This is a genomic window from Acinetobacter sp. WCHAc010034 (assembly GCF_001696615.3).
Taxonomy (GTDB): Bacteria; Pseudomonadota; Gammaproteobacteria; order Pseudomonadales; family Moraxellaceae; genus Acinetobacter.
The window spans coordinates 2,120,134-2,146,731 of the sequence record NZ_CP032279.1 but is presented as its reverse complement, the minus strand read 5'-3'; the positions used below and the strand labels follow the sequence as shown (position 1 = coordinate 2,146,731).

The window sequence follows — 26,598 nt, the reverse complement described above, 5'->3', positions numbered from 1 at the left end:
CCATTCCGCGCTGCCGCGCTTTATTCTGCGCGCCGCCCTCAGCGCCTAATACACCACATTGCGGATAAATTTCACCGGCTGCCGGCTGCGGTTGATATAGCGGTATTCGGCCGTGCTGGAAAACACGGCGGATTCGCCCGCCTGCATGGCCTGAAGCTTGCCCGCCAAATCCAAAGTCAGCTCGCCTTCGGTCACATACAGCATTTCACGCCAGCCTTCAGGGTCAGGCTCAGCGCAGTACTGCTCACCGGGCGCGAGCGACCATGCCCATAATTCAACCTTTTGCGCAGCAGGTACAGAGGCCAGCAGCTTGGCCACGCTCTGCGCCTGCGCGCCCCGCCAGGCCAAAGCATTCACCACCGCCTGCCCCTGCTGTTCAGGGGCTGCAATAATTTGCGCAAAATCAACGCCCAGCGCATCGGCAATCAGGCTCAGCTTAGCCAGGCTGATATTGTCCTGCCCGGATTCAACCCCGGCAATCATGCGCCGGCTTAAGCCCGCCAAGTCAGCCAGCTGCTGCTGGCTCAGGCCTTTCAGGCTGCGGTAGGCCCGGACATTTTGGCTCACATATTCCAGTACGGCAGCAGGCTTCATAGGGCATCATCAAAAAATATTGAGCAGTATATTGCACATAAAAATAATCTGTGACAAGCTGTGTGCAATATACTGCACAATACCAGCATCCATGTTCAACCGCTCTTTAAGCGCTAAAGCCCCGGTCATCGCGCTGATTATCATTACTGTCATCTGGGGAGGCAGCTTCCTGACCGTGCAATACGGCCTGAATTTCAGCAGCCCGATCATGCTGGTCGGCTTGCGCTTTGCAGCGGCAGCCATTGCGGTCAGCCTGCTGTCCTGGAAAGATTTAACCGGATTCCGCGCCTATGAAGTGCTGGCGGGCTTCTGCATCGGCGCGGTGATTGCTGCCGGCTATGCTGCGCAAACCATCGGCCTGCAAAGCATCAGCAGCAGCGAATCCGCATTCCTGACCGCCCTGTATGTGCCCTTAGTGCCTTTTTTTATGTGGCTGTGCTTTAAAAACCGCCCGCATCTGATGACCTGGCTCGGCGCGCTGTTCGCGTTCAGCGGCCTGGTGTTTTTAACCGGCAACGGCTTTGGCGCAATTCAACTGAATTCCGGCCAGATCATTACCCTGCTCGGCTCAATCGCCATCGCCTTTGAAATTATCTTGATCAGCTATTTTGCCGGAAAAGTCAATCTGCGCCGCGTCACCCTGCTGCAGCTGGCCTTCGCCTCTGCACTGTGCTTTATCGCTGCGCCCTTAAACGGCGAAACGCAGCTTCCCGCCTTGCAGTGGCCGCTTTTGGCCGTGCTGTGCGGTTTAGGCTTGGCCAGCGCGGTGATTCAGCTGGTCATGAACTGGGCGCAGCGCATGGTTGACCCGTCGCAGGCCGCCATCATTTATGCCGGTGAACCGGTCTGGGCCGCCTTAGCCGGCCGTCTTGCCGGAGAGCGCTTGGCGCCTCTGGCTTTAATGGGCGGCCTGCTGGTGGTCATCGGCGTGATTGTCAGCGAATGGCGCCCGAAGTTTTTAAGGCGGAAAAACACGGCTTCGGCTTCATCCTGAGCGGCGCTTACGGCGCGCTTCCGCGCCTTGAAAAGCCGCAGCGGCTCAGCGGTACATCGGCTGATTGTCATTCACGGTAATAATGCCGCGGATGGCGCGGTACACAATCCAGATCCATGACAGCCCGACCGCCGCCAGGCAGAACGCCGATGCGCCGAAAGCTACGCCGGCAAAAGCGTCCGGATTTTCGCCGGTAAAGAACAGGAAAGTAAACGGCACAAAGGCCAGAATGTTCCAGAACAGATACCACCAGAAAGTGCGGATCTGCCAAGTGAAGTGGCTTTCAAAAATAGTGCCCTGCACGGCGCTGCGCTTGACGTAATTGATGATCAGCGCAATCAGCGCCAGCAGGCCGCCGGAAAAAATCGCCGTGATATACAGCAGGTACAAGGCAATGGTTAAGGTCCGGTTCGAACCCTGATCAGTCGGATAATTCATGCATGCCCCCTCTCAGTCCTGTTCCGCGCTTAGCCCCCGAATGGGTTAAGCGGGGAAATCAGCCATGAAATCAAAAGTATATTAAAAGCGATTGTACAGAAATAAATTTGGCGGAACGGCTGCTTTTGTGTTTTATGGCGCAGGCGCTGCTGCGCCAGCCAGGCTGCCGGCCATCCGCCCAGAAAGGATACGATATGCAGGGTATTTTCCGGCACGCGCCGGTTGCCCAGCTGCGCGGCCTCTTTGTCCTGCGCATACAGCCAGTAAGTTACAGTATTGATCAGGCTGATGCCCAGCACCGCCATGCCGGGCAGAAGGCCGGCAAGGCCCAGCGCCGCCAGCGCTAAAATATAGGCGATGCACAGCATCTGCATGGCCGAGGCTTTTTTTGGAAGCTTGACGATATTGTCCTTGGCCGGCTTCTTCGCCGCCTGAATTTGCGAGGCCTTTAAATAGCTCACCTGCTGCGCGCGGCAGCGCCCGCGCTCATCCAAAATCACCAGGTATTCCAAAGCGCAGCCGACTATCGGCCGCGGGCCGGGCCGGGCAAAGTCCTTAATGTGCAGGAAGACGCGGTCTTTGGCGCTGTCGCTGGGCTGAATAAAGCCATAGCCTTTATCATCAAACCATTCTACCAGACGCCCTTGATCGCGCATTGCAGCTCCTTTTCATGTCCAGTTAAGCCGTTACAAACTTTAAGCGTTCAATCAGCATATTACGCATTTCATTCGGATTTTTCTGCAGAATATCGCCGCCAGTGCGGCCTTCGGCGGCATTTTTCTGCGCGACCTGCAGGCGCATCATCCAGAAGCGCCCGGCCGCCATGGCCAGATACAGCTCAAGGCAGGCCTTTTCATCCGCCGTCAAAGGGCGCACGCTTTCATAAGCCTTTAAGAAGGCCACGGCTTTTTCCTCATTCAGCGTAACTGCGGGATAGTCCGTGCAGAAGTCATTCAGGGTGATGGCGATATCAAACAGCAGCTCGTCTTTATTCAGCTCGTAAAAGTCTAAAATGCCCTGCAGCGCATCGCCCTCAAACAGGGTATTGTCGCGGAATAAGTCCGAGTGGATAAAGCCTTTCGGGCGGTCCGGGTACATGGCGCTCAGCGCATCGTACAGGCCGAGCAGGTTATTCAATAATGCAGTATCGGCGGCATCCAGCGCCGGCTTGATTTCACGCGAGACCTGGCGCCAATAGGCGTGGTTGCGGTATGCCGCGCGCTCTAAAGGGAAGCCCTGCAGCGCCACATGCATTTTCGCCTGCGCGGCGGCGATGGCCTGCACCTGCCCCACGGTCGACGGCATGGGATGCTCCCCCTGCATGCGCGGCGCAATCTGCGCAGGCTTGCCTTTCAGGCTGTGAATGGCCTTGCCGTGATGCTGCAGCGGCACCGGCACCGCCAGGCCGCTTTTCCCCAGATGCTCCAGCACAGGCACCAGCTCGGCTGCGCCCCGCTCATCCATTTCTTCAAAAATAGTCAGGACAAACTGCTGGCCATTTTCGCAGACCATGAAATAGTTGGTATTCTGAATCCCTCCTTGAATTGGAATCAGGTCAGCGGCCTTCAAGCCGTAAGGCGCTGCGAAGTCCTGAACTTCCTGTAAAGTCAAAGTGGTATAAACCGACATAGAAAACCTGCGAAAAATCTTACATAAGTTTGATAGAATACCGTTTCAATCTGCCAAGGTGTAGCGCTTGTGCGGGTGAGTTTCATAATCGGCTGTAATTACTGGAAAAAATTATGCTTGCTAAACGTATTATTCCTTGCCTGGACGTCGACAATGGCCGCGTGGTGAAAGGCGTGCAATTCCTTGATATCCGTGATGCAGGCGATCCGGTTGAAGTGGCGCGCCGCTACAATGAGCAGGGCGCCGATGAAATCACCTTCCTTGACATTACCGCGACATCCGGCGGCCGCGACACCACCTACCGCACGGTAGAACGCATGGCGGAGTCGGTGTTTGTGCCGCTGACCGTCGGCGGCGGCGTGCGCAAAGTGGAAGATATCCGCCTGCTGCTGAATGCCGGCGCAGACAAAGTCAGCATCAACTCGGCAGCGGTGGTTAACCCGGAGTTTGTGCAGGAAGCCTCGCAGCGTTTCGGCGCGCAGTGCATTGTGGTGGCGATTGACGCGAAAAAAACCGGCGACAATAAATGGGAAATCTTCACCCACGGCGGGCGCAAGCCGACCGGCATTGACGCGATTGAATGGGCGGTGAAAATGGCCGATTTCGGCGCCGGCGAGCTGCTGATCACCTCGATGGACGCCGACGGCACCAAAGCCGGCTATGACTTGGCGCTGATGCGCAGCATCAATGACCGGGTCAGCATTCCAACCATCGCTTCCGGCGGCGTGGGCAATCTGCAGCATTTGGCGGACGGCATTTTAAAAGGCGGCGCCGATGCGGTTCTGGCGGCTTCAATTTTCCACTTTGGCCAGTACACTATTCCTGAAGCGAAAAAATACCTGGCAGCGCAAGGCATTGAAATGCGCCTGTAATTGGCTGTGCCGGTGAAGGCAGATTGAAAAATAGCGCTTCGGCGCTATTTTTCAATCTGCCAAATTCAACTTCGCGCCATAAAGCCATTTCTAAAAATAATCTTCTATAATCAAAACTTAAAATCAATTATTTCAAGACAGTATTCTTAAAATGCAGGCTGCTCCCAAAAAAATATTTGAATTTTTGATTCTTGCCGTCATCGGCTGGGCGCTTTTCAGCAGCGTATCCTTCTATCATGGCTAGAAATACCGGCAAGCTGTACAGTCTGATCTGCAAGTCCGGCATTGCGGTGAATTTATTAACCGGACAGAAATTGCGCATAGTCAATTTGGCCGGTCAGATGCCATTGAACCTATTTACAATTTTAAAAATACGCAGGGTGAATCCTTCAGCTTTTCCTGCAGCCGCCACATTGCGGCTGAATTGCCGGAATTGGCCTTGCTGCAGCCTCATCAGCCAGTCTGTTTTCAATATTCACCAAAATTCAAAGACAGAAATGGATTCTTTTTACTCACTAAGCTTCAGCGCTAAAAAACCGCGCAGTTAAATATTGCAGATAAATGAAGCTGATGGCAGCGAAACATGCTGCGTCCCAAGGCAAATAGGCAGCATTTCGCGCAGAAGGCTATTTTGCATTTGAAAATATTGGCAGAGCAAATTCCATAAAGGCCGGAAAAAAGATATGGGCGCGCATTCCAGTTTAAAAACCGGCGGCAGCTGAATTTATGGCCGTCCGCGGATTCATTCTTGAAAGCGGCTTTAAAGAAGCAAGCCTGAGCTGAGCCGCTGAAAAACAGCAGCTAAAAAAAAAGGAGTCCTCAGACTCCTGCAAACCAAGAAAATTACAGCGCCCGGTTATCTAAAGCGGCAACTCTTCCTGCCTCACTGCTCCGCCTAACAGGGATCATTTAAGCCGCGGCATTTTCAAGCCTTTCCGCTTTCTTTTCGACCCATTTTGCCGGGCGGATACGGCTGACTGCCCAATTTAAACTGTCAGACAGCACTTGCGGCAAAGCAATGCCCAGCGGATTCGCCTCCTGCAGTTCAGGCGCCGAAATCACCCGGGTTCCTAAAATATAGTCAAACCACGGCTTGGTCACGCACCAGTTGGCGTCCTGATTGGAGTTCATATGATGGTCATAATGCCACGGAATGCGCTTCATCGCCCATTCCGGCTCCAGATGCGCGCGGCGGTGAATATAGTAGTAATTTCCGGCGCAGTACAGCACTGCCAGGCTCATGCCTTTGGACACCGGATAAAAGGCGGTGCCGAACACTCCGGCCACCACAGCCAGAGAAATAATTTCATTTTTGGTGCGCCAGTTGCTGATGCCTTCAACATAGCCCTGATCATGAAAGTCCGTTTTGCGCACTTCGCGGTGATGCTCCCAATGGGACTTCATGCTGTCCGGCACCGGGCTGTAGCGCGGCTTGCCTGCGCGGTGCGTGCCGTGCAGGATATATTTATGCGCAACCCACTCAAAGCCGTTCGCCACGACCAGGCCTGCTAAAAAACCTTTCCACATATGCCAACTCCTCCATGTCCTGCTGCAACTATAGCCGATGCGCCGGGCTGGATATTGACCGGCTTTTTCAATATCATTGACAAATTGCGACAGAACTTAAGAATAAAAAATGCGTCAGCTCAAGGACTATACCGGCTCAGTCTATGGCGGGCTCGGACAGCTGCTGTATGCCTATTATCAGGCGCAGGGACTCGCCATTCCTGAAAAACTGCAGCGGATTCAAAATCTGGAACGCTTTGACTACAGCCTGTGGCGCGAGCTGCTGATGGAGCTGGACGCGCAGCTGCGGCGCCCGGCGCTGGGCCTGGAAATTGCGGAACTGGTGCAGCCCAAGCATTTGGGCATTATCGCCTATATCGCCATGTCCTGCGCAAACCTCGGCGAGGCCCTGCAGCGCTACCATGACTTCCACCGCCTGATTTATGACGGCAGCCCGCTGCAGGTCACTGCGCAGGACGGCCTGCTGTCCATCCGCTGGTCTGAGCTGCCGCAGAATATGACCGCGCAGATTACCGATGAAACCGCCATCGCGCTGATGGTCGGCTTTTTAAAGCATTTTCTGGATTTCAAGCACATCCGCCTGCACGCCGTGCATTTTCATTCTGCAGCCCCCAAGCATGCGGTGCTGTATGCGCAGTATTTCGGCTGCAAAGTGTGCTTTTCACAGCCCTGTTCAGAGGTGCTGCTGCCGGTGCAGGAGCTGTCCGCGCCCTTCCTGCAGGGCGACCAGACCCTGCAGCAGCTGCTGACGCAGCAGGCCCAGTCGCTGCTGCAGAAGCTGCCGCACAGCACCCAGACCGATCAGCGCCTGCAGCAGGCGATTTTAACCGGCCTGCAGAAAAACCAGTTTCAAATTGAGCATATTGCCGGCCAGCTGAATATTCCTGTGCGCCAGCTGCAGCGCCACCTACAGCAGCAGGGGGCCAGCTATCAGCAGCGCATGCAGGAAGTCCGCTGCATGCTGGCGGAAGAATACCTGCGCGACCCGCATTTAAGCCTGCAGGAAATTGCGCTGCTGCTGGGCTATTCCGAGCAAAGCGCCTTTCAGCGCGCATTCAAGCGCTGGCTGCAGCTGACGCCGCAGCAGTGGCGCCGGCAGAACCTGCCGGCGCGCTGAATTTCAGGCTTTCAGTGCGCAAAGGCGCCGGAGGACAAGATGCCGGCAGCTTAAAGGAATGGGTTTTCAATTTCCCCGCCCTGCCGGCGGCTGATGTTTTCCGGCAGGTCAGCGGTATTTTCCAGCGCGCTGACCACCTCATTCAGCGCCGCCTGCAGCGCCTTGGCGGCGCGCAGCCCGGCCTGATCCTTGGTCAGCTGCAGGTTGCCGTACAGGCTGACGCAGTCCAGGTCATTTTCCAAGGTTAAATCATGAATGGCATGCGACTCGGCGCCATTTTCATAAGGCTTGAACATAATCTTCTCGCGGGTCTTGTTGTTATAAAAATTCGCAGGATGCCTGAGCCATCCTAATCCAGGAAAATTATTTCAACAACTGCAGAATGTACTGCAGCAGCGACTCAATCAGCTGCTTCACAATGGCATTCTGCGCATCGGCGTCAATGCCTGAAGCCGAACCGCCCTGAGCAGGCGCGGCTGCGGACGATGCACCGCCGGCAGAAGAAAACTGCTTCTGCATGGCCTGCAGCTGGCTGCTGCTGACGTCTTCCGCGCACTGGCTTTCCGCATCCCAGTTTGAATATTCAATCGGCTTGCCGGCTTTGACCGCAGTGGCCTTTAAGGGCAGATGATAGGTGTTGCGCTTCTGCTCTTCGCTCAGCTGCGGAAACAGGTTGATGCCCAGCTGCTCTTCCAGATAGCAGATGCTGACAATTTTCACCTGCTGCGAATTGTCATTCGGCGCGTAATAGGCGCCGGCAGCGCCGGTTTTCGGCAGGTAAAGCGCCTTAAACACCGCGGTCGGCACAATCACGCCTTTGCCGATGGTCTTCAGCTTTTTGGCCGCAAATACCGGGCCGGTCACCACATACACATCCTGCTTTTGCCGGGTCGCAATAGCGCGGGTGGCCTCTTCCAGCTCGCGCCAGACCTGCTGATTATTCTTCGGCGCCTGCGGCACCATATTGGCGAGGGAAAAACTGTCAAACTGCGCCTCTTTATTCGGCATGTCGGCATTCGGCGCCATATGGCCGCGGTCATAGCCCGAAGCGCGGTAATCCGACAGCAGCGCGCGGTGCTCAGCCTTGACCCGGGTTTCTTCATGAAAGCTGTCTTCGCGCGGAATTTTCTGGCTCAGGCGGCTTGGCGTCAGCGCCTCGGCCACCCACAGCGGAGTTTTGGAGACCCCTGAATACATGACATTGAAGCCGTTGAAGCATAAAGGATAGCTGTGCTTATTCAGGCTGTCCTTCATCAAATACGGCGGCACGTCGCGGTAGAACTGGTCCAGGCAGGCCGAATTGGATGGCGCAGCGCCGGCAACCAGCTGCTGGATTTTTTCCTGCCCGAAGGCAAAGGCAAAGCTTCCGGCAGCCACCAGGCCTAAAATCATTTTGACGCCATTCTGATTGAACAGCCGGGCCAGGGCATTGCCTGAGCTGCGTTTGTTTTTTGCCATCGCTTGCAATATTAACTTCTAAAAAGGGCTATTTTCCGGGAGCTTAGCAAGCGCGTCGCCCGAAGTACATGGAGCACGCCGGATTTCGCTCAACAAATGCGCAAAAACCGCCAAAATCTGCAGCAATTGATGTAACAAAATGCCGCGCCTGTACAGCGCGTTAGCGGCAGGATGGATGCATCCGCGCAGCTTTCCTTGCGCCTGCGCCAGGCACCGGAAGCCTTAGGCCCGGCTGCCGCTTAAGCCAAAATCCTTTTAAAGACCGCATAAAAAAAGCCGGAGCTGAGCTCCGGCTTTTCTGATCTGCGCATCAGCGCGGCCTGCAGCTAAATTTCAATTTGGCTGCCCAGCTCAACCACGCGGTTGGTTGGGATCTGATAGAAATCGCTGACCGGGCTGGTGTTGCGCTGCATGGAAATAAACAGCTTTTCGCGCCACGGCGCCATGCCCTCGCCCACCGTATGGATAATCCGGTCGCGGGAAATAAAGAAGCTGATCTGCATCAGGTCATATTCAAAACCGAGTTCTTCATATGCGGACTGCAGCGCCTGCGGAATATCCGGCTGATCCTTGAAGCCGTAATGCAGGGTAATCCGGTAAAAGCGCTCATCCAGCTTTTCCACGCTGCTGCGCTCCTCCGGCGCCACATAGGGAATGTCGCGGGTCATCACCGTCACCATCACATTGCGCGCATGCAGCACTTTATTGTGCTTGATATTGTGCAGCATGGCATGCGGCACAATATTCGGCGTGCCGGTCAGGAATACCGCATCGCCCGGAACGGACTTGGCTTCACTGCCCATGCTGATGCTTTTGATAAACAGGTCGATAGGCAAGGCGTCTTTTTCCAGGCGCTTCAGCACCAGGGCGCGCCCGTCTTTCCAGGTCATCAAAATTGTAAACAGCACTGCGCCGATCAGGATCGGCACCCAGCCGCCGGCAATAATCTTCAGCGATGTCGAGGCGACAAAGACCAGATCCAGCAGCAGGAACGGCGCAGCGAACAGCGCCACTTTCCAGATTGGCCAGCGCCAGAAGCCGTAAGCCAGAACCGAAATCAGGATGGTGCCGCAGAGCATGGTCATGGTCACCGCCACGCCGTATGCGCTGGCCAGATTGGCGCTGTTTTCAAACAGCAGGATCAGAATCAGCACGGAGATGTACAGCGCCCAGTTAATGAACGGCAGATAGATCTGGCCGCGCTCAACATCGGAAGTGTGGCGCACCGTCAGGCGCGGCAGATAGCGCAGCTGCACCGCCTGATTGACCATGGAGAAGACCCCGGTAATCACCGCCTGCGATGCAATCACGGCAGCCGCGGTGGCCAGCCCGATCATTGGATACAGCGCCCATTCCGGGATCAGCATATAGAACGGATTGGCCAGCGCTTCCGCGTCGCGCAGCAGCAGCGCGCCTTGGCCGGCATAGTTCAGCAGCAGGCACGGCAGCACCACAATAAACCATGCCAGGCGGATCGGCAGGCGGCCGAAATGCCCCATATCGGCATACAGCGCTTCGCCGCCGGTCATGGTCAGAATCACCGCGCCCATGGTCAGAAAAGCCACATAGGGCTGGTTAAAGACAAAGCTCAGCGCCCAGTAGGGATTCACCATCAGCAGCACATGCGGCGTCTGCAGGATGCTCCAGAGGCCAAAACCGCCAATCGCCAGAAACCACAGCAGGGTAAGCGGCCCGAAGAATTTCCCCATAGTGCCGGTGCCGTGGCGCTGCACCAAAAACAGCCCGGTCAGAATGCCGATGGACAGTGGCTCCAGCCATTGGTTGAAAACCGGCGTGGCAATGCTCAGGCCTTCAATTGCGGACAGCACTGAAATGGCCGGCGTGATGATGCCGTCGCCAAAGAACAGCGATGCGCCGATAAAGCCAAGGGCAATCAGATAGATCTTTTTCTTGTCGCTGATGCGCGTGGTGCGCAGGTTCAGCGCCAGCAGGGACATGATCCCGCCTTCGCCGTTGTTGTCGGCGCGCATGATGATGGTCACGTATTTAAAGCTGATGGTCAGCATCATGCACCAGAAGATCAGCGACAGAATGCCTAAGACAGAGGCTTCCGATATGGCGAGATGCGCAGTCAGGAAGCATTGGCGCAGCGCATACAGCGGGCTGGTGCCAATGTCTCCGAATACCACACCCAGCGCTGCTAGGGTAATAGCAGGCAGTGCGGCTTTTTGTGCAGTACTTTGCATATATTGGCTTCAATTTAGACAGAATTTTTGCGAATCATAGCATCACGTCAAAATTTTTTCTCTAAATCAATTGTTTCAGCTTGGCAGCCGGGCTTTTTTTGGGTATGATCTTCGGCCTATACGGTGAGGTGTCCGAGTGGCTGAAGGAGCACGCCTGGAAAGTGTGTATACGTTTGCGCGTATCGAGGGTTCGAATCCCTCTCTCACCGCCATATTCTATTCTCATGATGATTCATGGAATCCTGAAAGGCTTAAACTAGAATGGTTTAAGCCTTTTTTGTTGCCTGATGCTAGCCGGCAGCATCTGTTGAAATACTGTTCCAGCTGAGGGTATAACTGGGTGCTAGTACTACATAAATTTATGCCTGGCAAAATTTAATTATTTCTGCAATTTCACAAAGTGATCACGATGTTGTTTTAACAGCCCCATATCTATTCCAAATCTAATCGGCGAAGTAATAGGTTGTCCCTCTATTTCTAATAGCCCAATACTAAATCGTGTAGTCTCGCTAATTTTCCTAAGCTTTGGAGAAAGCATTACCTCTAATTGAGTATTTAATGTCAACAAATGTCTATCAAAAGCACGATCATAGAGTGCCGAAAGACAAAGACCGTTATGAGGGCTCAAACGTTTATCAGGTGCTTGAACCCAACTGACAATATGACTTGCAACTAATAAACGTGGCTCAGCCAGCCCACTAATACAACATCGCTCATCAAAATTACTGAGTATGGTTGATCTGAAAAAATTTTGACGGATACGTTGGCTGATTGTGACTGTACGCTCTGCGCCATAATAATTTTTATTAGTCTCTGCCATTTCTAATTGAGGTAATAAGCTATCAAATGCCTCCCCATCTGTTCCCACTATCTGTTTTAAAATAATTTCTGCATCATTAGTTAATAACTCCAGTTTATTGTTATAGAACTCCCATATTTCTCTATCTAAAGCTGAAGTGTTTCCCATACCTTTACGACCACTTGCAATTATTACAGGGTCAAGACTTGCAAAATTCATTAATTTCATGACAACTGCATTAGCATTTCGATTAATTATTTCTGACCATTTAATAATTAATGGATTTTTAGCATGCAAACGCCCAAATGGCAGTTGATAATACCAGAATAATGCTAATACCGTCTGTTCCCTACTCCATACCCCTTGTGACGGTAAAGATACATCTTTATTTTTCAATAACACAAAGTCCCCTTAAACAAATTAATTTAATAATTCTTGAAATTCAATTTAAAATAAAAATCTAATGAAATCAGAAATATTCTCACAATTCAAAACTTATTTTATTATTATATAGAAAATAATAAGGGAACTTTTTCTCCCAACTTATGCTCGACTTTTCAACTTACTCTCAATCCACTAATGTACTGCCCAATCGACCCGACCAATACGCGATTCACTCAAACGTACAGGTTTTGGAAAAAAAATCATACTACTTTGAATCAACGTTAATCATTTCATAAAATTTCACACGGCTAATGCTTGGTGAATAGCAAACCTATCACAAACTCCCTCTCAACCAGAGTCTAAAGCTCTACAACCTAAAGCAACAGCTCCAGAAGCCTAATTGAGCAGCACACCATCCCGCCACTCAATCAGCGCAACACGCCAAACCGTCTCCCGCACCAAACACAGCCCGCAACTTCCCACGCTGCAGCTTTATGTCAAATTCTGCGCGCCCCGAAGCCCTGCCCGCGCAGCGGCTGCCGCTTCCCCTGAAGGAAAAATTCAGAAAAACCTCAGCTGAAACAACCTGCTGAACGCCAGTTCAAGGCTTCATTCCTGCCTAGCCCCGCGCATGCAGGGCAGACACTTTTTATTACAATTTGAAAATTTGCAGCATAAAGACAATTGCTTAAGGCTGTGCTAAAAATGGATTAATGCAATTTTTTCAGGGCATTGCACAGCAGGAAAACTCAGCGTTCAATCTTTAAACCCATATTCCACTTGATCCACCGGTAAATTAAAAGCGTCACAGTCCATTCAGCATAAAAAACTGCTATTCGGGAGCGAACATGAATAACAGCCAAAACTATGTCAAACAGATCAAGAATGCGAAACGCGGCGGCTACACGCCCACCATTGCCAAGGACATCAATAAGCACAAAATTCAAAAAGCCCTTAAACTGATAGAGGAATGGAGGGTGCTGGCCAATGAGCTGAAGCCGCAGCTGCAGCTGGACACCGCATTTACGCTGGAAGAATGCGCTCAGGATCTGGACCGCATATTGCGCAGCAAATAAGCGCTGTTTTCTTAAACCTTTCAAGGGCACAGCCAGCGCGCCGCCGGCTGCGCCCGCATCGCTTTGCGCCGCAGATTCAACCGCTCATTTTTTGGCTTGCGCCTGAACAGAAATTCTGTACAATTCACTGCACAATGCCGGCATAGCTCAGTTGGTAGAGCAACTGACTTGTAATCAGTAGGTCCACAGTTCGAATCCGTGTGCCGGCACCATTTCTTAGCCTCGCCTTACCGCGGGGCTTTGATGTTTCCGGGCCTTGCATTTTGGCCTATCCGGCCTTCCGCGCAGCAATCTGCACATAGCGGACGATGCCTTCCTCATACAAGATGCGGCAGAGCTTGGCCGTGGCTTGAATTTTAAACCGATCCACGCCCGCAGCATTTGACTGTAAATGCCCAGCCTCATAAGCGTCGAAGCCGGCAAAGACCTGCGCGCTGATATCCTGAATCTGAATATCCGTGAATTTAAATTTTTCCAGGCATTGATGCAGCGCGGATGGCAGCAGCAAATCCTGCAGGCTGACATCAGCTGCTTTAAGCAGGGCCTGATACCTGAGCCTCTGCAGCGCATTTAAATGCAGGTATTTTTCCGACAGCATTAAATAATGAAAGCCGAGGCGGCCATTGGCGGCCAAAACCGGATGCACGGACGGCAGGAAGGCGTTCAGGCTGCAGTGATAGGCAGCGTCAATGCACAGCACGGCGTCAAATGCCGGCTGCGGGAAAATCCGCTTTAAATCCAAAAAAGAGCCGCAGCGCACGTCGGCCTGCAGCGCCGCGCAGCGCTGGATTTTGGCAATGCAGGCCGGCTGCAGCTCCACTGCGCTGAGCTGCCATACCTGATACTGCGCCTGCCAATGCAGCAGGCTGGCGCCCTGGCCGCAGCCCAGATCCAGCAGGCGGTCATTTGAGTTCAGGCCAACGGCTTGCGCCAGATGGTCGGCCAGCGCCCGGCAGGCTGCCGGATACGATGGCGCATCGGCCTGCCAATAGCCCAGATTGCTCCAGGCCAGTTCGGCATCATCGCCCAGCAGCTTGGCATTAATGGCATATTTATGGGCGGGCAGATGCCCGCGCAAGGCCTGCAGCCATTTCATCCATCAATAGCCGAGCTGCGGCGCCACTTCAACCTCGGGCTTTAAGCCCACAAACGGCAATGGCGCGCCGAAGATTTCCGCAATATGCATGGCGGAAGTCACCGCAGATTCTAAAATCGGCAGGCCGCCGCATGACCACGAACCGCAGAAAAACACCTTGCGGTTCGGCGCTTTATGGCGCTGCTGCAGCTCGGCATTTAAAGCCACGGTATCCGAATCCACCACCGCGCGGGTCAGGGTGACAGTCGAAATGACTTTTTTCGGGTCAATCGGAGTCACCGGTCGCCAGGTCTGGAACACCGGCGCCTTGCCGACCAGGCTCGGCTCTACCGCGTTCAGCCAAACAGTAAACTGCTGGCGGGTGAATTTGCGGTCCATCATATAGCTGAGCACCGCCCAGTCTTTGCGCTTCGGCGGCATCACGCTCTGATCGGTATGAATCACCAGATCGCCCTGCTCAAACTTGAATTTCTTCAGCAGCGCAATGTCATCGGCAAACTGTTCAGCATCCAGAAATTCTTCAATTTTAGAGGTCGGCGTGGCCACAACCACGCGGTCAAACTCCAGCATTTGGCCTGCATTGTTGGCAACCAGCACCTTATCGCCCTGCTCTTTGACCGAAGTGATCGCCGAGCCGCTGTTGATCGGAATGCCTTCAATCAGCTTATTGACCAGCGCCGGCGTGCCGCCCTGCAGGCGCAGCAGTGCATCGCCGTCGGTGAGCTGGCGCAGGAACACCAGCAGCGGCTTGGCCGGCCATTCGCCGATGGTTTTCGGGTTGCAGGTGCAAATGGTATACAGCACCGGCATCACCGCGCCATGCCAGAACACTTCTTCAATCTCATTGCGGTTGATGAATTCCGCCAGGGTAATGTCCTGATTCTGCGATTTGAAAAATTTGGCAATTGCGGTTTTCAGCTGCAGCATGCCTTTCACCAGGCGCCAGCCATACTGCTGTATGCCTTTGCGGTTATTGATGATCGGAAAATTGCCGATCCGGCTGCGCGTGGTGGTCAGCCAGGTTTCGGTCCGGTCTTCAAACAGCCAGCTGCAGGCCATATAGGTGCGGACTGGAAAGGTTTTAATGCCTAAATAGGCCGCCAGGCTCAGGGTATTGTTCCAAAGATGCGGATTCATTACGCGCAGCGGCGCGTCAATCAGGCCGCCTTCAAATTCGGTGCTGTGACTGTCCATGCCGCGTCCAGGCAAAGCCTCAAAAATGGTAATGTTATGCCCTGCGTCTTTCAGAATTCTTGCGGCAGCAAGCCCAGCCATGCCGCTGCCGATGACTGCAATATCCAATCTTCTATTCCGTTTATAAAAGTTTGATAAAATTATGACCTATGCAAACCGAAAACAGGCTATTAAAAACTACCAGATTGCAGGTTTTTCAGTGCGGGCTGCAAAACCGCATAAAACCGCGGGCGCGCAGGCTGCGGCGCATGGGTCTCCCTAGATTTAAAATTGCATTTAATATACATATTAAAGCCAAATAAAAATAAAAACCCTTTAAAAACAATTTAACTAAATTAACCGATTTTTTAACAAATGGTTTACTTATGGAAAAATTGGCGCTAATATGCGCGCCACATAAAAACGATAACCGCATCACTGAACCGCGGCGCCGGCAGGCGCATCGGGGCAGCAAAAACAAGAAGATGTACAGCGCAAAAGGAAAAGCCCCTGAATTGCTTCAGGGGCTTTTTTCTCTCCGCAGTGGCGGTTCTGCTCAGCTCAGGACCCGGCCTGCACCGGAATTTCACCGAATTTGCCGCTGTTGAAATCGCTGACCGCCTGCGCAATTTCGGCTTTGCTGTTCATTACAAAGGGGCCATAGCCCTGAATCGGCTCATCCAGCGCCTTGCCGGTCAGCACCAGAAACTTGGCGTCGCGCACCGCCTGCAGCTGAATGGCCGCCTCGCCGTCTTTGGCGAACATCACAATCGAGCTGTCCAGCACCCGCTGCGCGCCGTTCAGCAGCATTTCGCCTTCCAGCACAGTCACCAGAACCGTGTGGTCCGCAGGCACATGAATCAATTCGGCATGGCCGGCTTTCAGGACGCCATCCCAGACATTGACCGGGCTGAAGGTGCTGGCCGGGCCGTGGCGCCCTGCATATTCCCCGGCGATGATCCGCATCTGGCCGGCATCATTCTCAAACTGCACGGCCGGAATATCCTGCGCGGCGATGGCCTGATATTTTGGCGCGGTCATTTTGTCCTTGGCCGGCAGATTCACCCACAGCTGCGCCATTTCAAAAAGGCCGCCGGACTGGGCAAACTCGGCGGAGTGGAACTCTTCGTGCACCAGGCCGGCGCCCGCAGTCATCCACTGCACATCGCCCGCCTGAATGGTGCCGCCGCCGCCGGCGGAGTCTTTGTGCGTAACCGCGCCCTGATAGGCAATGGTCACGGTTTCAAAGCCGCGGTGCGGATGCGAGCCGACGCCGTGCTGCTGCGCGGTCGGCGCAAAAGGATACGGGGCAGCATAGTCCAGCAGCAGGAATGGGCTGATGGCTTGGCCCAGGCGGTCATAGGAAAACAGGTTTTTGACCGGAAAGCCGTCGCCGACCCAGTGCATGTTCTGATTGCGGTAAACGCCAATGATTTTTTTCATCTCAAACTCCTATCTCTAGGACTTAACATGCGCTCATCTTAAGTTTTTTAAAGGGCTGAACCAAGCCGGCCCCCGGCATACTGCATCCCAGCAATAGGACAATCACTGCGCACTTTTTGGATTTTTCTTAAGATGCAGAAAAATCTGAATATTTAAGGACTGTCTTATTTTTAAGATTATTTATCTCAATTTAGCGGCTTAATTTTGCCCGGCAAGCTGTTTAGCATGAATTGCAGACCGGCGCGGACATCCGGCCGGACAGTTTTTCAACCTGCTAAAAGGAATAAGATTATGGGCAAGCCTTATGTGCGCTTAGATAAAGACAATGCAGCGGTTCTGCTGGTTGACCATCAAACCGGCCTGCTTTCACTGGTCCGCGATATTGACCCGGATAAATTCAAGAACAATGTGCTGGCGCTGGCTGCAGCCGCCAAATACTTCAACCTGCCGACTATTTTAACCACCAGTTTTGAACAGGGCCCGAACGGCCCGCTGGTGCCGGAACTGAAGGAAATGTTCCCGGATGCGCCGTATATTGCGCGCCCGGGCCAGATCAATGCATGGGACAATGCCGACTTTGTGCAGGCGGTCAAGGCCACAGGCAAAAAGCAGCTGATCATTGCCGGCGTGGTGACTGAAGTCTGCGTGGCTTTCCCTGCGCTGTCCGCCCTGGAGGAAGACTTTGATGTGTTTGTCATTACCGACGCTTCCGGCACATTCAACCACCTGACCCGCGACGCCGCATGGGACCGCATGAGCAGCGCCGGCGCGCAACTGATGTCATGGTTCGGCGCCGCCTGTGAACTGCACCGCGACTGGCGCAATGATATTGAAGGCCTGGGCGCGCTGTTCAGCAGCCATATTCCTGACTACCGCAACCTGATCAACAGCTATGCGCAGCATAGCGCCGGCCAGAAATAACTGAATAGCAAACCGCAGAAAACCGGCCTCAACGCCGGTTTTTCATTGAGTCAGGCTGAGTAGCTGCCAATTTTCCAGTGCTGTTATTTTCCCGCCAATGCTATGATCAAAAGCACATTCCGCATTACCCGCCGGGGGCTTCATGCATTCTTTTGATGACTATCTGTATTTTTATCTGGTGGTAAAGCACGGCGGCTTCAGCGCAGCCAGCGAAGCCTCAGGCATTACCAAGTCCAAGCTCAGCCGACGGGTTCTGGACCTAGAAGAGCAGTTCAATGTCACGCTGATTCAGCGCTCGACGCGGCATTTTAAAGTCACCCCTTTGGGGCAGGAGTTTTTTGCAGAATGCAGCAAAGTCATTGAACAGGCGGACAATGCGCAGAATGTGCTGCTGCAGCAGAAAGCTGAACCGCAGGGCCTGATCAAAATCAGCTGCCCGCCGGTGATGATGGAGCACCAGATCCGGCCGCTGCTACACCGGTTTTTAAAGGACTACCCGAAAGTCAGCATTGAAATGGAGCTGTCCAGCCGGCGCGCCGATGTGCTGCATGACGATATTGACCTGGCCATCCGCACCAGCTTTCAAGCCAATGAGGACTCCAGCATTATTGTGCGCGATGTGGTTAAAACCACGCACTGCCTGGTCGCCAGCCCAGAGCTGCTGCAGGGCCGCAGCCTTGAGCATGTCACCGAGCTGGCGGATTTTCCCAGCATTGCCCTGGGCCTGCAGAAGCAGCAGCAGTGGCATCTGCACAACTTGAAGCACCGGGAAGAAATCAGCATTCCGCTGCAGCCGCGGGTTAAAAGCAGCGACCTGATGGGCGCCTATTTCGCGGCTTTAGATGGACTCGGCATTGCCGACCTGCCCTATCTGACGGTGGAAAAGGATCTCCAGTCCGGCCACTTAATTCACCTGCTGCCCGAATGGTGCTCCAATATCGGCACGGTGCAGCTGGTCTATGCCTCACGCAAAGGGCAGCGCCTGGTGCTGGAAAAGCTGATTGAATCCCTTGTTGAAGGCATCCGGCGCCATGCGCCGCAAAGCGCCGGCTATTTGCCCTGAATAAAGAAAAATCCGGAACAGCGGTTCCGGATTTTTCTTTTCAGCTGCGGCTGAATCAGCTTAGATTTTGCCGACCAGATCAATCGACGGCGCTAAAGTGGCATCGCCTTCTTTCCATTTTGCCGGGCAGACTTCACCCGGATGCGCATGCACATACTGCGCTGCTTTCAGCTTGCGCAGCAGCTCGGAAGCGTCGCGGCCGATGCCGCCGGCATTGATTTCCACAATCTGGATTTTGCCTTCCGGGTCAATCACAAAGGTGCCGCGGTCGGCCATGCCTTCAGCTTCAATCAGCACTTCAAAGTTTTTCGCCAAAGTCCATGCCGGGTCGCCCAGCATCGGATACTGGATTTTGCCGATTTCTTCAGAAGCGTCATGCCAGGCTTTGTGGGTGAAATGCGTATCGGTGGAAACCGAATAGATTTCTGCGCCCATGCTTTGAAATTCAGCATAGTGGTCGGCTAAATCGCCCAATTCTGTCGGGCAGACAAAAGTGAAGTCTGCAGGATAAAAGAACACGACTGACCATTTTCCGAGCATATCTTTTTCAGATACTTCAATGAATTGGCCATTTTTATAGGCTGTGGCGTTGAACGGTTTGACGGCGGTATTGATCAGGCTCATGGGATATTCCTCTCGCTGGTTGATGCGGCTGTTTATCTGTTGAAGCCAGAATACCCAAATCATCATAATTAGTAAAACTGTGATTTTTTATAAAAACAATCGGATTATTAGATTTTATATTTCTGCGGCAGCCGGCATGCGGGTTTCTGCGCAAAGCCAATATTCAGGCAATAAAAAACCCTCTTGGCAGAGGGTTTTTCATCATGACGGGCTGCCGTTCCAATTAAAACGGTTAACTATACAATAATTAACATTTATATATTATTTTTTAATAAAATTCAATAGTTTAATTAATTAAAAATCAAATTTTTATTTTTAAAATTTAATTTATATGCTTTTTCTCTTAAATTTACCTATAAATACAATAAAAAAAAGAACTAGTAAAAACTAGCTCTTTCTCGAAAAATACAGTTCTGGATAAGTAAGAAAACAATATAATTAATATTTAACGATTTTTCTTAAACATTGGACCAAAGCTAATTCCATTTTCATCTTTTGGTCGTTCCCATGCATCAAATAAACTAACCAAACTATTGACCAGAGTCTTATCGTAACTAATTGAACCGATTGGGAATGATGTTAAATAATCTGCTTCAGAATCTAATACATGTAGAAGTATCACAGCAAATTCGTTTTCAACTACAATCAATTCAAAATTACCATCGAGTAAACCATCTTTAATACCATAAAAATATTTTTGATGATCTTTTCCAATAATTTTTCGGTATTTTTGTATGGAAACTCGATCTCGCTCATCTGCCATCGGTAAGAAACACTTTAGCTGTATTTCATCGTTTTGTTTATTTTTAAGTTGCCCCAAAGTACCCACAAATGTATTGAATCTAAGAGATTTACCCCAAAATGCATCATCAGGAGCTAACCAGTAAATATTCTTTACAGGGCTACTTTTAGCAAGAATATCTTTGATTTTGTTCAATATTAGTTTTGAATTACCTTGGCTATAACAAGGTCCAATAAAGAGATGATTTCCATCATTTGCTTTGCTCTCTATAGGATTTAAGCTATCAAATAATGCGACTGGCGCCAAAAAGCGACCATCTTTAAAATATTGATGCAGATTTAATTGTTCAAAGCCTTCAAGATTCTTCACGATATCTCGAATATTATTCCCTTTCTTACTCTGTCCTAATGCCTGATAAGTCTTATCTTTAAGCTCATCACTCATAATAGAGTCCAAAACTTTTATAGGTTGTGGATCCGCTTGAGCATCTATATTAAGGTCTAGCGACTTACGTACAGTGCATTCCCTAACTTTCTTTACAGTTCCCATTTTGTAGATGGCTGGTCTACCATCCATTTTCTTTAGGGTGATAATATCATCTTCAATGAGTTGATAAAATTGCTTCTGAAACCTATCTCGAACAATACTTTCACTATTTGCTGCATGCTCGCTTGAAGCGAGTAGTTTTAAGCCGTACATATTACTATCAGGATTCTGAGCTATGTAATTAAAATTAGTAAGCTCATAAACTAGACCATGTGTATGCTCCAAAATCGAAGCAACCTTAGGTATAGAATCCACAGTTGTAAAGTATTTCATTGATTTGTTCGTTAAATGAAATAACCCATCTTGTCTAAGTTCAATCTCATTATTTGTAATTAGTTGATCTAAAACTATCCGTGACTCTCTTTGATTCATACCCAAAAAATTTGCAATATTTTTGACTGACATTGGGCTGATACGCAGTAAACGCATAATCATTGAATCAATAAATTTTGGCATTTGGCTTGATGTATAACTGAATTTTATTTCAAACTTCTGTGCCGGAATCAGAATATCAACATCATGATATGGAATGCTGTAGTTACTCATGACTAATACCTCGACTTATCTTTTTTTGGATATTTGCGTTTAGTTTAGATTCATTTTTTCTATCAGCAATATATTGGTAACGTGTCCTATCATCTGAATACTCTTTAATATAGTTAAGCACTTCACCAAGCGGTGATTCTTGATATTTTGGCATACTCCATAAACGAGAGGCACCAAAAATAACTAAACGATCCATTGCCCTAGATAATGCAACATTAATTCGGTTTGGCATGTTCATGAATCCAATTTTGTTATCTGGGCTGTTTCGAGTTACAGAAAGAATGATGATTCTATTCTCTTTCCCTTGATAGCTATCAACAGTATCAATTTTTACTAATGATCTAAAATCCTCATTCCAAGACTTAGAATTGAACTGCTTGCGTAAAAAACGCTTTTGTTCACCATACATACATATAATGCCAATCGGAGGCTCATTAGGCTTAGATCGTTCTTTTAACTCTTTTAATAACTCCTCATCTGAATGGATTCTTTCTAACAAACTAATAATCTTACGAGCTTCATGCTTGTTAAAGAAAGTTGTTCCAATACCATCACTAAATTTTTCAGACGTATCGACCCATGTAACAGTAGAACGTAATTCTTGAACTGAACACTGCTGGTATATATTTGGTACGACTCGAACCATTTTCTCTTTATAAGGCTTACCTAAAGGCTCAATAACACCTGTTACTAATTCCTTATCATAGAAACACGAAGAAACCATTTCTCCGATTGCTGGAGCCATCCGATATTGAACTAATAACTTACCCTGTACAGCCTTACCATATGGTGAATTAAATAATCGTTCAAAATCACTTTTTAAGTTCGCTTCTATACGGTTTTTTGTAAATCCTAACTTTCGACCAAGAGCTTTAGCATGTTCAGGTGAATACAGTGGAGGTAATTGTTTATGATCCCCAACCAATAAAATGCGTTTAGCAGATTGCATCGCAATAGCTAACTCTGAAGAAATTGACCTCGCTGATTCATCAATAATGACCCAATCGAATGATTGATTAGCAATATCAATTGAGTGGTGTCCTATACCTACACAAGTACCGCAAATAAATTGTCTAGTCTTCGAAAGGTATGTTTCGTAATTAGCATGTGGACTATCAATCAGTTGATCATAGTCGAAAGCAATTTGTACCAAGGCTTTAGCATTATTAGCAGCCTTACCCTGAACCTCGAAAACCTCGTCCAGCATCTCCCATATTTGATTTTCTCGATCTAAGATCTGATGACTAGTCCATCCTAATAATGACGTATGCAATTCCTTTGAATAATACCTAAGTCTTTCGATAATATTCGTTGACAGCTTATTCCATTCAGCCTTGGTGATTAATTTATTCTCTTCTGATTCTGTTGATACCCACATTCTAGATAAGTGGCCAAACAGATGTACTTTTAAAAACAAAGCACATGCCAAATAATCTCTATCAACGCCTATCGACTGACTCAAAGAAAGAACTCGATCTTCCATTTCCGTTAAGAATAAATTGCGATGTGTCGATATGATGGAATCAGAAAATACATCTTTTAGATTATTCGATACTGCATTCTCCCTGTTACTGAAACGTACAATCTCCAAAGGCGTATTTAGTCGGTGCGAGTGTTTTCTTATGCGTTCAGCAGCAGTATTAACAGCTTCATGGGATTGACTGACCATCAATACATTATTGACGTTCTGTTTTTCAAAAAGAAAGTGCACAAATGCCGCAATGAATTCAGTTTTACCTGTTCCTGGAGGACCTTGTAAAATTGAAACAGGCCCGCAGTTTATTAATTTTCGGAAAGCTTCTCGTTGAAGATTGTTTAGACTAACAATGACCTCGCCTTGCTGATCATATTGATCATATCGTTCAAAGTCTCTATCAGTAACAGTAATGTCATAGTGGATCGGATTAATTTCTGAATTAGGCTCGAAATATTCAACCAAGTTCGGAATATCAGATTGTCGTCTTAGAATTTGCTCTAAAGCATTTTTTCGTTTCAAGAATGAAGATTTATCAGCCTTCGTTCTTAAATATAGAACCTCACCAACCTTAATTTTATCAGCGTGTTTAACACCTTTAACCCTTAACTCACCTGCGAGCGAGTTCTGAATATCAATATCACCTACTCGGAACTCTCTATCTTCACCATTAAAATCAACTGTCTTATGTATGAGACTGATAAGCGAATCTTTAGGAAATTTATCTAATACATCATTGTCATCTTCATATCTTGCAATGTAGATTTTGCTATCAACCAAATGTAATGGTTGTGACAAGACGATATATGGTAATGCCTCAGTCTCAGTCTCTAAAATTGCTTTCCATAGCTTCTTAGTATCAATATTTAGAGCAGCTAGTTTCTGAGTATCATTACTTAAGCTATCAATCTCTATAGATATTGAAGAGTTTTCTACTGGAAGCTGATTTTCTTGTGTAAGTAATTGTTGATCTGCCATCTGGTCTTCAGATGACTCCCAATTGTTACTTACATCAATACTTCCATCTTGATCGTTAATTTGCTCTTGAAGGACATCATTAATAGCTGTTGAAAACTCATCAATTTTAAAAAGAAATTCCGCTAGTTCGGTATATTCAGGTTTACCTACAGAATACCTAATATCAAGAGCCACATTTATTTCAAGCATGGCCTGATCTATTACGTAATGTGGAACTACATCTGACTCACGTACTCCTGTTACAAAGCGTATAGTCTTACCATTTGGATCTAAAATAAACTGTATTGAACCCCCAATACCTTGCATCTTAACAATAATGTCATTTGCGTTACGTCCCTTTTCTAATGCTACATAGATACGTTTATTGTCTGCAAAAATTTTAAGCTCTGTAAACTTATTAGGTACAGGAATATGAAGCGTTGGAGTATCACCATGAATTTGTTCAGTTTCAATACTTTCTAACAAACGGTTTAGATCGCCTAAAGGATATTCTGATTCTTTAAGTTCTATATTTACAGCATCGCTAACCCATTTGAATTCTGAACTATCATTTCCTATTTCAAATCCAAGAATTTCACACACCAGTCTCATAATTGCATAATTTTGACACTGTTCACTTGTCGGATTATCAATATAGGATGGATAATACGCACTTTCGTAATCTAGATATTCCTTAATATCAATGATGTCATTAAAAATAAAACTGTTATCGTCCAAATTGAATAAGACGCTTTTCTGGTTAATTCTTCCGATTGGCAAACCTAACTTGTGTAGATGGACGATGGCTTCAATCAAGTTAGCTGCCAACAATAATCTTGATTCTTTCGTAGTTTCAAATTGATCAATAGTTATACCTTCAACAAACTTGTTAACTAGAAATAAAGATCTTGATTTTGATGAAATACCAAATCTTTCTATGCTTGGTAAATATGATAAATTTTGGGAGTTAGCTTCCTTAATACGTTCAAAAAAGTGCTGGTATTTTAAAATATCGCTAGATGAAAATTCATTTACATGGACATCAGACCATTCTTTGACACATAAGTCACCTGAACGATATAAGATAATATCTCTCTCAGCATCTTCATAAATTTCATCATCTTCTGGATATAATCTATTCAGCTTTTCTGACGTGATATATTCATTTAAAAATGAGGTATCCGCTATAAACTCTACTGCTTGAACAGGTCGTTTTGTATTGAATTCTCTAAGTAATTGGCTAGCATCTTCGATTTCAAGATTGATAGCCTTTCTTAATAAGTTTGCTAACCAATGGTCGCTATTCACACATATATTATTAAGAGCTTTTGGGGTTAAACGAATATTAGACCACAAATGCCATGCAATAACCGCTAACATATAAACGTCTTTTTTAAACGCTTGTACATTAGCAATTTTTGATTGTTGCCCATTAGCAATAAATACTAAATCAGGCTGTAAATCACTAATATTATTATCTATATTATTTGAGTTCGATGTCAGGAAATGTGAAATAGCTACATCTTTTTGAGCTGATATCCAAATACAATGCGAATTAATATCTCCATGTGATATACCAAGATTATGCATTTCAGAAAACTTACTGAGTAAAATCTGAATTAGATTTAACTTATCTTCTTCATTCAAATTCGGACAGATCGTTGTAATAAAATCATTAAACCTAAGATGACTTTGACGATACTCAACCAATTCATTGTACTGCTGAGTGATTTGATCTTCATCAGGCATGATTAATGGAACTAGTGCCGTATTATACAAATGGCTACTTTGCTTAAATTCAGCAGTAATAACTCGCTCATGGTTTAATAACTCTGCTCTCTTTTTAGAAGATTGAATACTCAATTCCTGAAAATTTGAGAACATCCATTGTCTTATGATTGCCTTGTCAGAGCGTGAAATAGTCGAGGTAGCTTCGTATTCGGTATATAACTTTTTAGGATGACTTAGAAGCTCTTCATCTTGTTTATATTTTTGAACAATGATTCTTTTAGGTGGCGTACTTTTCTGCACAAAAATCTTGTCTATTAGGTCAAAATCCTTATAAAGGTGCTGAGCATTTGGATGTGGCTTAAACTCTTTATTAAATGAATTTTTATTGGCGAATTTTAAGAATTTATCAAGGCTAATGACATGCTTTTGTTCATCATCAGGTAAATTTGAAAAACTTACCTTGCCACACATTACAACAAAGAAATATACTCTTGGAACAAAACCGGGATTGCCCTTAAATTTATTTTTAAGACCATTTAGCTTATTTACAAGGATGAATTGTTTTTGTCGTGTCAATGCAACAGGTGATACCCCCATATCGCGCTCATCCATGTACCAATTACCATTGGCAGACTTAATCGATTTCCCATTCCAATCTTTCAATTCAATAACAATCAGGACACTGTTAGTCACTAAGATTAAGTCAAATTCCCCCTCTTTTTTTGAAATCGTATCAACTAAGGTATAGCCTGCATAACCATACCAAGGATTATTTTTTCGCATTTCATCATCAGCACTAAATGCTTCTTGAATTCTGGAAAGCGCTTTGGTTTCATGCTGATGAAGTCCATTGGCTTGGGTTTTGATAATTAAATCCATAAAAAAATTAAATCCATAAAATGTAGATATTGAAAATCAATTCGATAAAAAAATAGATATCAATAATTAAATCAAAAAAGTAATAAATCTTTGGAATTAAACTAATAAAAACATATACATAAGAAAAAAACATAGAAATACGCCATATAAAAAAATAGATTAAAAAACAAACCCATAAAAATAATAGACGTAAAAATAGAATCTATAATTTTTTAGATTTGCGACTTTTATAAAATTCAGTAATACAGTTATGGGCAAATACAATTTTGCATAAGCTCAAATTTAGGTAGGTTTTTTTGGTTATCTTT

The 26,598-nt window shown here is 48.0% G+C and carries 21 protein-coding genes and 2 tRNA genes; 8 read left to right on the top strand and 15 right to left on the bottom strand.

Features of this window, described 5'->3' with window-relative positions:
• Positions 1–45 precede the first annotated feature (45 nt).
• The gene (locus tag BEN74_RS11840; RefSeq protein ID WP_068910590.1) at positions 46–594 is read right to left on the bottom strand and encodes a helix-turn-helix domain-containing protein; all 549 of its coding nucleotides are present in this window, start codon (positions 592–594) and stop codon (positions 46–48) included.
• Positions 595–685: 91 nt separating this feature from the next.
• Between BEN74_RS11840 and BEN74_RS11835 the strand changes: the two genes are divergently transcribed.
• Positions 686–1,588, top strand: a complete 903-nt coding sequence (locus BEN74_RS11835) for a DMT family transporter (RefSeq protein ID WP_068910589.1) — start codon at positions 686–688, stop codon at positions 1,586–1,588.
• Between the two features lie 45 nt (positions 1,589–1,633).
• Here BEN74_RS11835 and BEN74_RS11830 read toward each other — a convergent pair whose 3' ends face one another.
• Genes BEN74_RS11830 through BEN74_RS11820 form a run of 3 tightly spaced genes read right to left on the bottom strand, consistent with a single transcriptional unit; the run spans position 1,634 to position 3,655 of the window.
• On the bottom strand, positions 1,634–2,026 hold the full coding sequence (locus BEN74_RS11830) for a DUF4870 family protein (RefSeq protein ID WP_068910588.1): 393 nt from the start codon (positions 2,024–2,026) through the stop codon (positions 1,634–1,636).
• 29 nt (positions 2,027–2,055) lie between these two features.
• Positions 2,056–2,682 carry a DUF1294 domain-containing protein gene (locus tag BEN74_RS11825; protein ID WP_068910587.1) on the bottom strand — a complete coding sequence of 209 codons (627 nt, stop codon included), beginning with the start codon at positions 2,680–2,682 and terminating at the stop codon, positions 2,056–2,058.
• Between the two features lie 22 nt (positions 2,683–2,704).
• Positions 2,705–3,655, bottom strand: coding sequence for a homoserine kinase (locus tag BEN74_RS11820; protein WP_068910586.1), 951 nt, complete (start codon positions 3,653–3,655; stop codon positions 2,705–2,707).
• Positions 3,656–3,765: 110 nt separating this feature from the next.
• Here BEN74_RS11820 and hisF point away from each other — a divergent pair, with 110 nt between their 5' ends.
• Positions 3,766–4,527: an imidazole glycerol phosphate synthase subunit HisF gene (gene hisF, locus BEN74_RS11815; RefSeq protein ID WP_322900144.1), complete on the top strand. Its 762-nt coding sequence runs from the start codon at positions 3,766–3,768 to the stop codon at positions 4,525–4,527.
• A 909-nt stretch (positions 4,528–5,436) separates the two neighbouring features.
• Here hisF and BEN74_RS11805 read toward each other — a convergent pair.
• Positions 5,437–6,054: a sterol desaturase family protein gene (locus BEN74_RS11805; RefSeq protein WP_068910583.1), complete on the bottom strand. Its 618-nt coding sequence runs from the start codon at positions 6,052–6,054 to the stop codon at positions 5,437–5,439.
• A 109-nt stretch (positions 6,055–6,163) separates the two neighbouring features.
• On the opposite strand from BEN74_RS11805, the gene BEN74_RS11800 reads away from it, so the two are divergent.
• The gene (locus BEN74_RS11800) at positions 6,164–7,171 is read left to right on the top strand and encodes an AraC family transcriptional regulator (protein WP_068910582.1); all 1,008 of its coding nucleotides are present in this window, start codon (positions 6,164–6,166) and stop codon (positions 7,169–7,171) included.
• 50 nt (positions 7,172–7,221) lie between these two features.
• On the opposite strand, the gene BEN74_RS11795 is transcribed toward BEN74_RS11800, so the two are convergent.
• The 3 genes from BEN74_RS11795 to BEN74_RS11785 form a co-directional block, all read right to left on the bottom strand.
• A complete protein-coding gene (locus tag BEN74_RS11795; RefSeq protein WP_068910581.1) occupies positions 7,222–7,467 on the bottom strand; it encodes a hypothetical protein in 246 nt (81 codons plus the stop codon).
• A 67-nt stretch (positions 7,468–7,534) separates the two neighbouring features.
• The gene (locus tag BEN74_RS11790) at positions 7,535–8,629 is read right to left on the bottom strand and encodes a DNA/RNA non-specific endonuclease (protein WP_068910580.1); all 1,095 of its coding nucleotides are present in this window, start codon (positions 8,627–8,629) and stop codon (positions 7,535–7,537) included.
• A 326-nt stretch (positions 8,630–8,955) separates the two neighbouring features.
• On the bottom strand, positions 8,956–10,836 hold the full coding sequence (locus BEN74_RS11785; protein ID WP_068910579.1) for a potassium transporter Kup: 1,881 nt from the start codon (positions 10,834–10,836) through the stop codon (positions 8,956–8,958).
• A 122-nt stretch (positions 10,837–10,958) separates the two neighbouring features.
• Here BEN74_RS11785 and BEN74_RS11780 point away from each other — a divergent pair.
• A tRNA-Ser gene (locus BEN74_RS11780) sits at positions 10,959–11,048 on the top strand.
• A 167-nt stretch (positions 11,049–11,215) separates the two neighbouring features.
• Here BEN74_RS11780 and BEN74_RS11775 read toward each other — a convergent pair.
• Positions 11,216–12,037, bottom strand: coding sequence for an HNH endonuclease (locus BEN74_RS11775; RefSeq protein ID WP_068910578.1), 822 nt, complete (start codon positions 12,035–12,037; stop codon positions 11,216–11,218).
• A gap of 830 nt (positions 12,038–12,867) precedes the next feature.
• Between BEN74_RS11775 and BEN74_RS11770 the strand changes: the two genes are divergently transcribed.
• Both BEN74_RS11770 and BEN74_RS11765 read left to right on the top strand, forming a co-directional pair.
• Positions 12,868–13,095, top strand: coding sequence for a hypothetical protein (locus BEN74_RS11770; RefSeq protein ID WP_068910577.1), 228 nt, complete (start codon positions 12,868–12,870; stop codon positions 13,093–13,095).
• A gap of 136 nt (positions 13,096–13,231) precedes the next feature.
• Positions 13,232–13,307 (top strand) — tRNA-Thr (locus BEN74_RS11765).
• Between the two features lie 56 nt (positions 13,308–13,363).
• Here the strand turns inward: BEN74_RS11765 and BEN74_RS11760 are convergent.
• The 3 genes from BEN74_RS11760 to BEN74_RS11750 all read right to left on the bottom strand — a co-directional run bounded on the left by BEN74_RS11760 (position 13,364) and on the right by BEN74_RS11750 (position 16,807).
• Positions 13,364–14,191, bottom strand: a complete 828-nt coding sequence (locus BEN74_RS11760; protein ID WP_068910576.1) for an SAM-dependent methyltransferase — start codon at positions 14,189–14,191, stop codon at positions 13,364–13,366.
• A 3-nt stretch (positions 14,192–14,194) separates the two neighbouring features.
• Positions 14,195–15,493, bottom strand: coding sequence for an FAD-dependent oxidoreductase (locus tag BEN74_RS11755; protein ID WP_068910575.1), 1,299 nt, complete (start codon positions 15,491–15,493; stop codon positions 14,195–14,197).
• Positions 15,494–15,925: 432 nt separating this feature from the next.
• The gene (locus tag BEN74_RS11750; RefSeq protein WP_068910574.1) at positions 15,926–16,807 is read right to left on the bottom strand and encodes a pirin family protein; all 882 of its coding nucleotides are present in this window, start codon (positions 16,805–16,807) and stop codon (positions 15,926–15,928) included.
• A 291-nt stretch (positions 16,808–17,098) separates the two neighbouring features.
• Here BEN74_RS11750 and ycaC point away from each other — a divergent pair, with 291 nt between their 5' ends.
• Together ycaC and BEN74_RS11740 are read left to right on the top strand one after the other, a co-directional pair.
• Positions 17,099–17,728, top strand: coding sequence for an isochorismate family cysteine hydrolase YcaC (gene ycaC, locus BEN74_RS11745; RefSeq protein WP_068910573.1), 630 nt, complete (start codon positions 17,099–17,101; stop codon positions 17,726–17,728).
• Between the two features lie 142 nt (positions 17,729–17,870).
• On the top strand, positions 17,871–18,791 hold the full coding sequence (locus tag BEN74_RS11740; RefSeq protein ID WP_068910572.1) for a LysR substrate-binding domain-containing protein: 921 nt from the start codon (positions 17,871–17,873) through the stop codon (positions 18,789–18,791).
• 60 nt (positions 18,792–18,851) lie between these two features.
• Here the strand turns inward: BEN74_RS11740 and ahpC are convergent, their stop codons facing one another.
• The 3 genes from ahpC to BEN74_RS11725 form a co-directional block, all read right to left on the bottom strand.
• Complete coding sequence (ahpC, locus tag BEN74_RS11735; protein ID WP_068910571.1) at positions 18,852–19,415, bottom strand: alkyl hydroperoxide reductase subunit C; 564 nt, start codon at positions 19,413–19,415, stop codon at positions 18,852–18,854.
• Between the two features lie 445 nt (positions 19,416–19,860).
• Entirely contained in the window at positions 19,861–21,249 is a 1,389-nt protein-coding gene (locus tag BEN74_RS11730) for a hypothetical protein (protein ID WP_068910570.1), read from the bottom strand.
• Entirely contained in the window at positions 21,242–26,290 is a 5,049-nt protein-coding gene (locus BEN74_RS11725) for an AAA domain-containing protein (RefSeq protein WP_068910569.1), read from the bottom strand. The genes BEN74_RS11730 and BEN74_RS11725 overlap by 8 nt, the downstream gene beginning before the upstream one ends.
• Positions 26,291–26,598 lie beyond the last annotated feature (308 nt).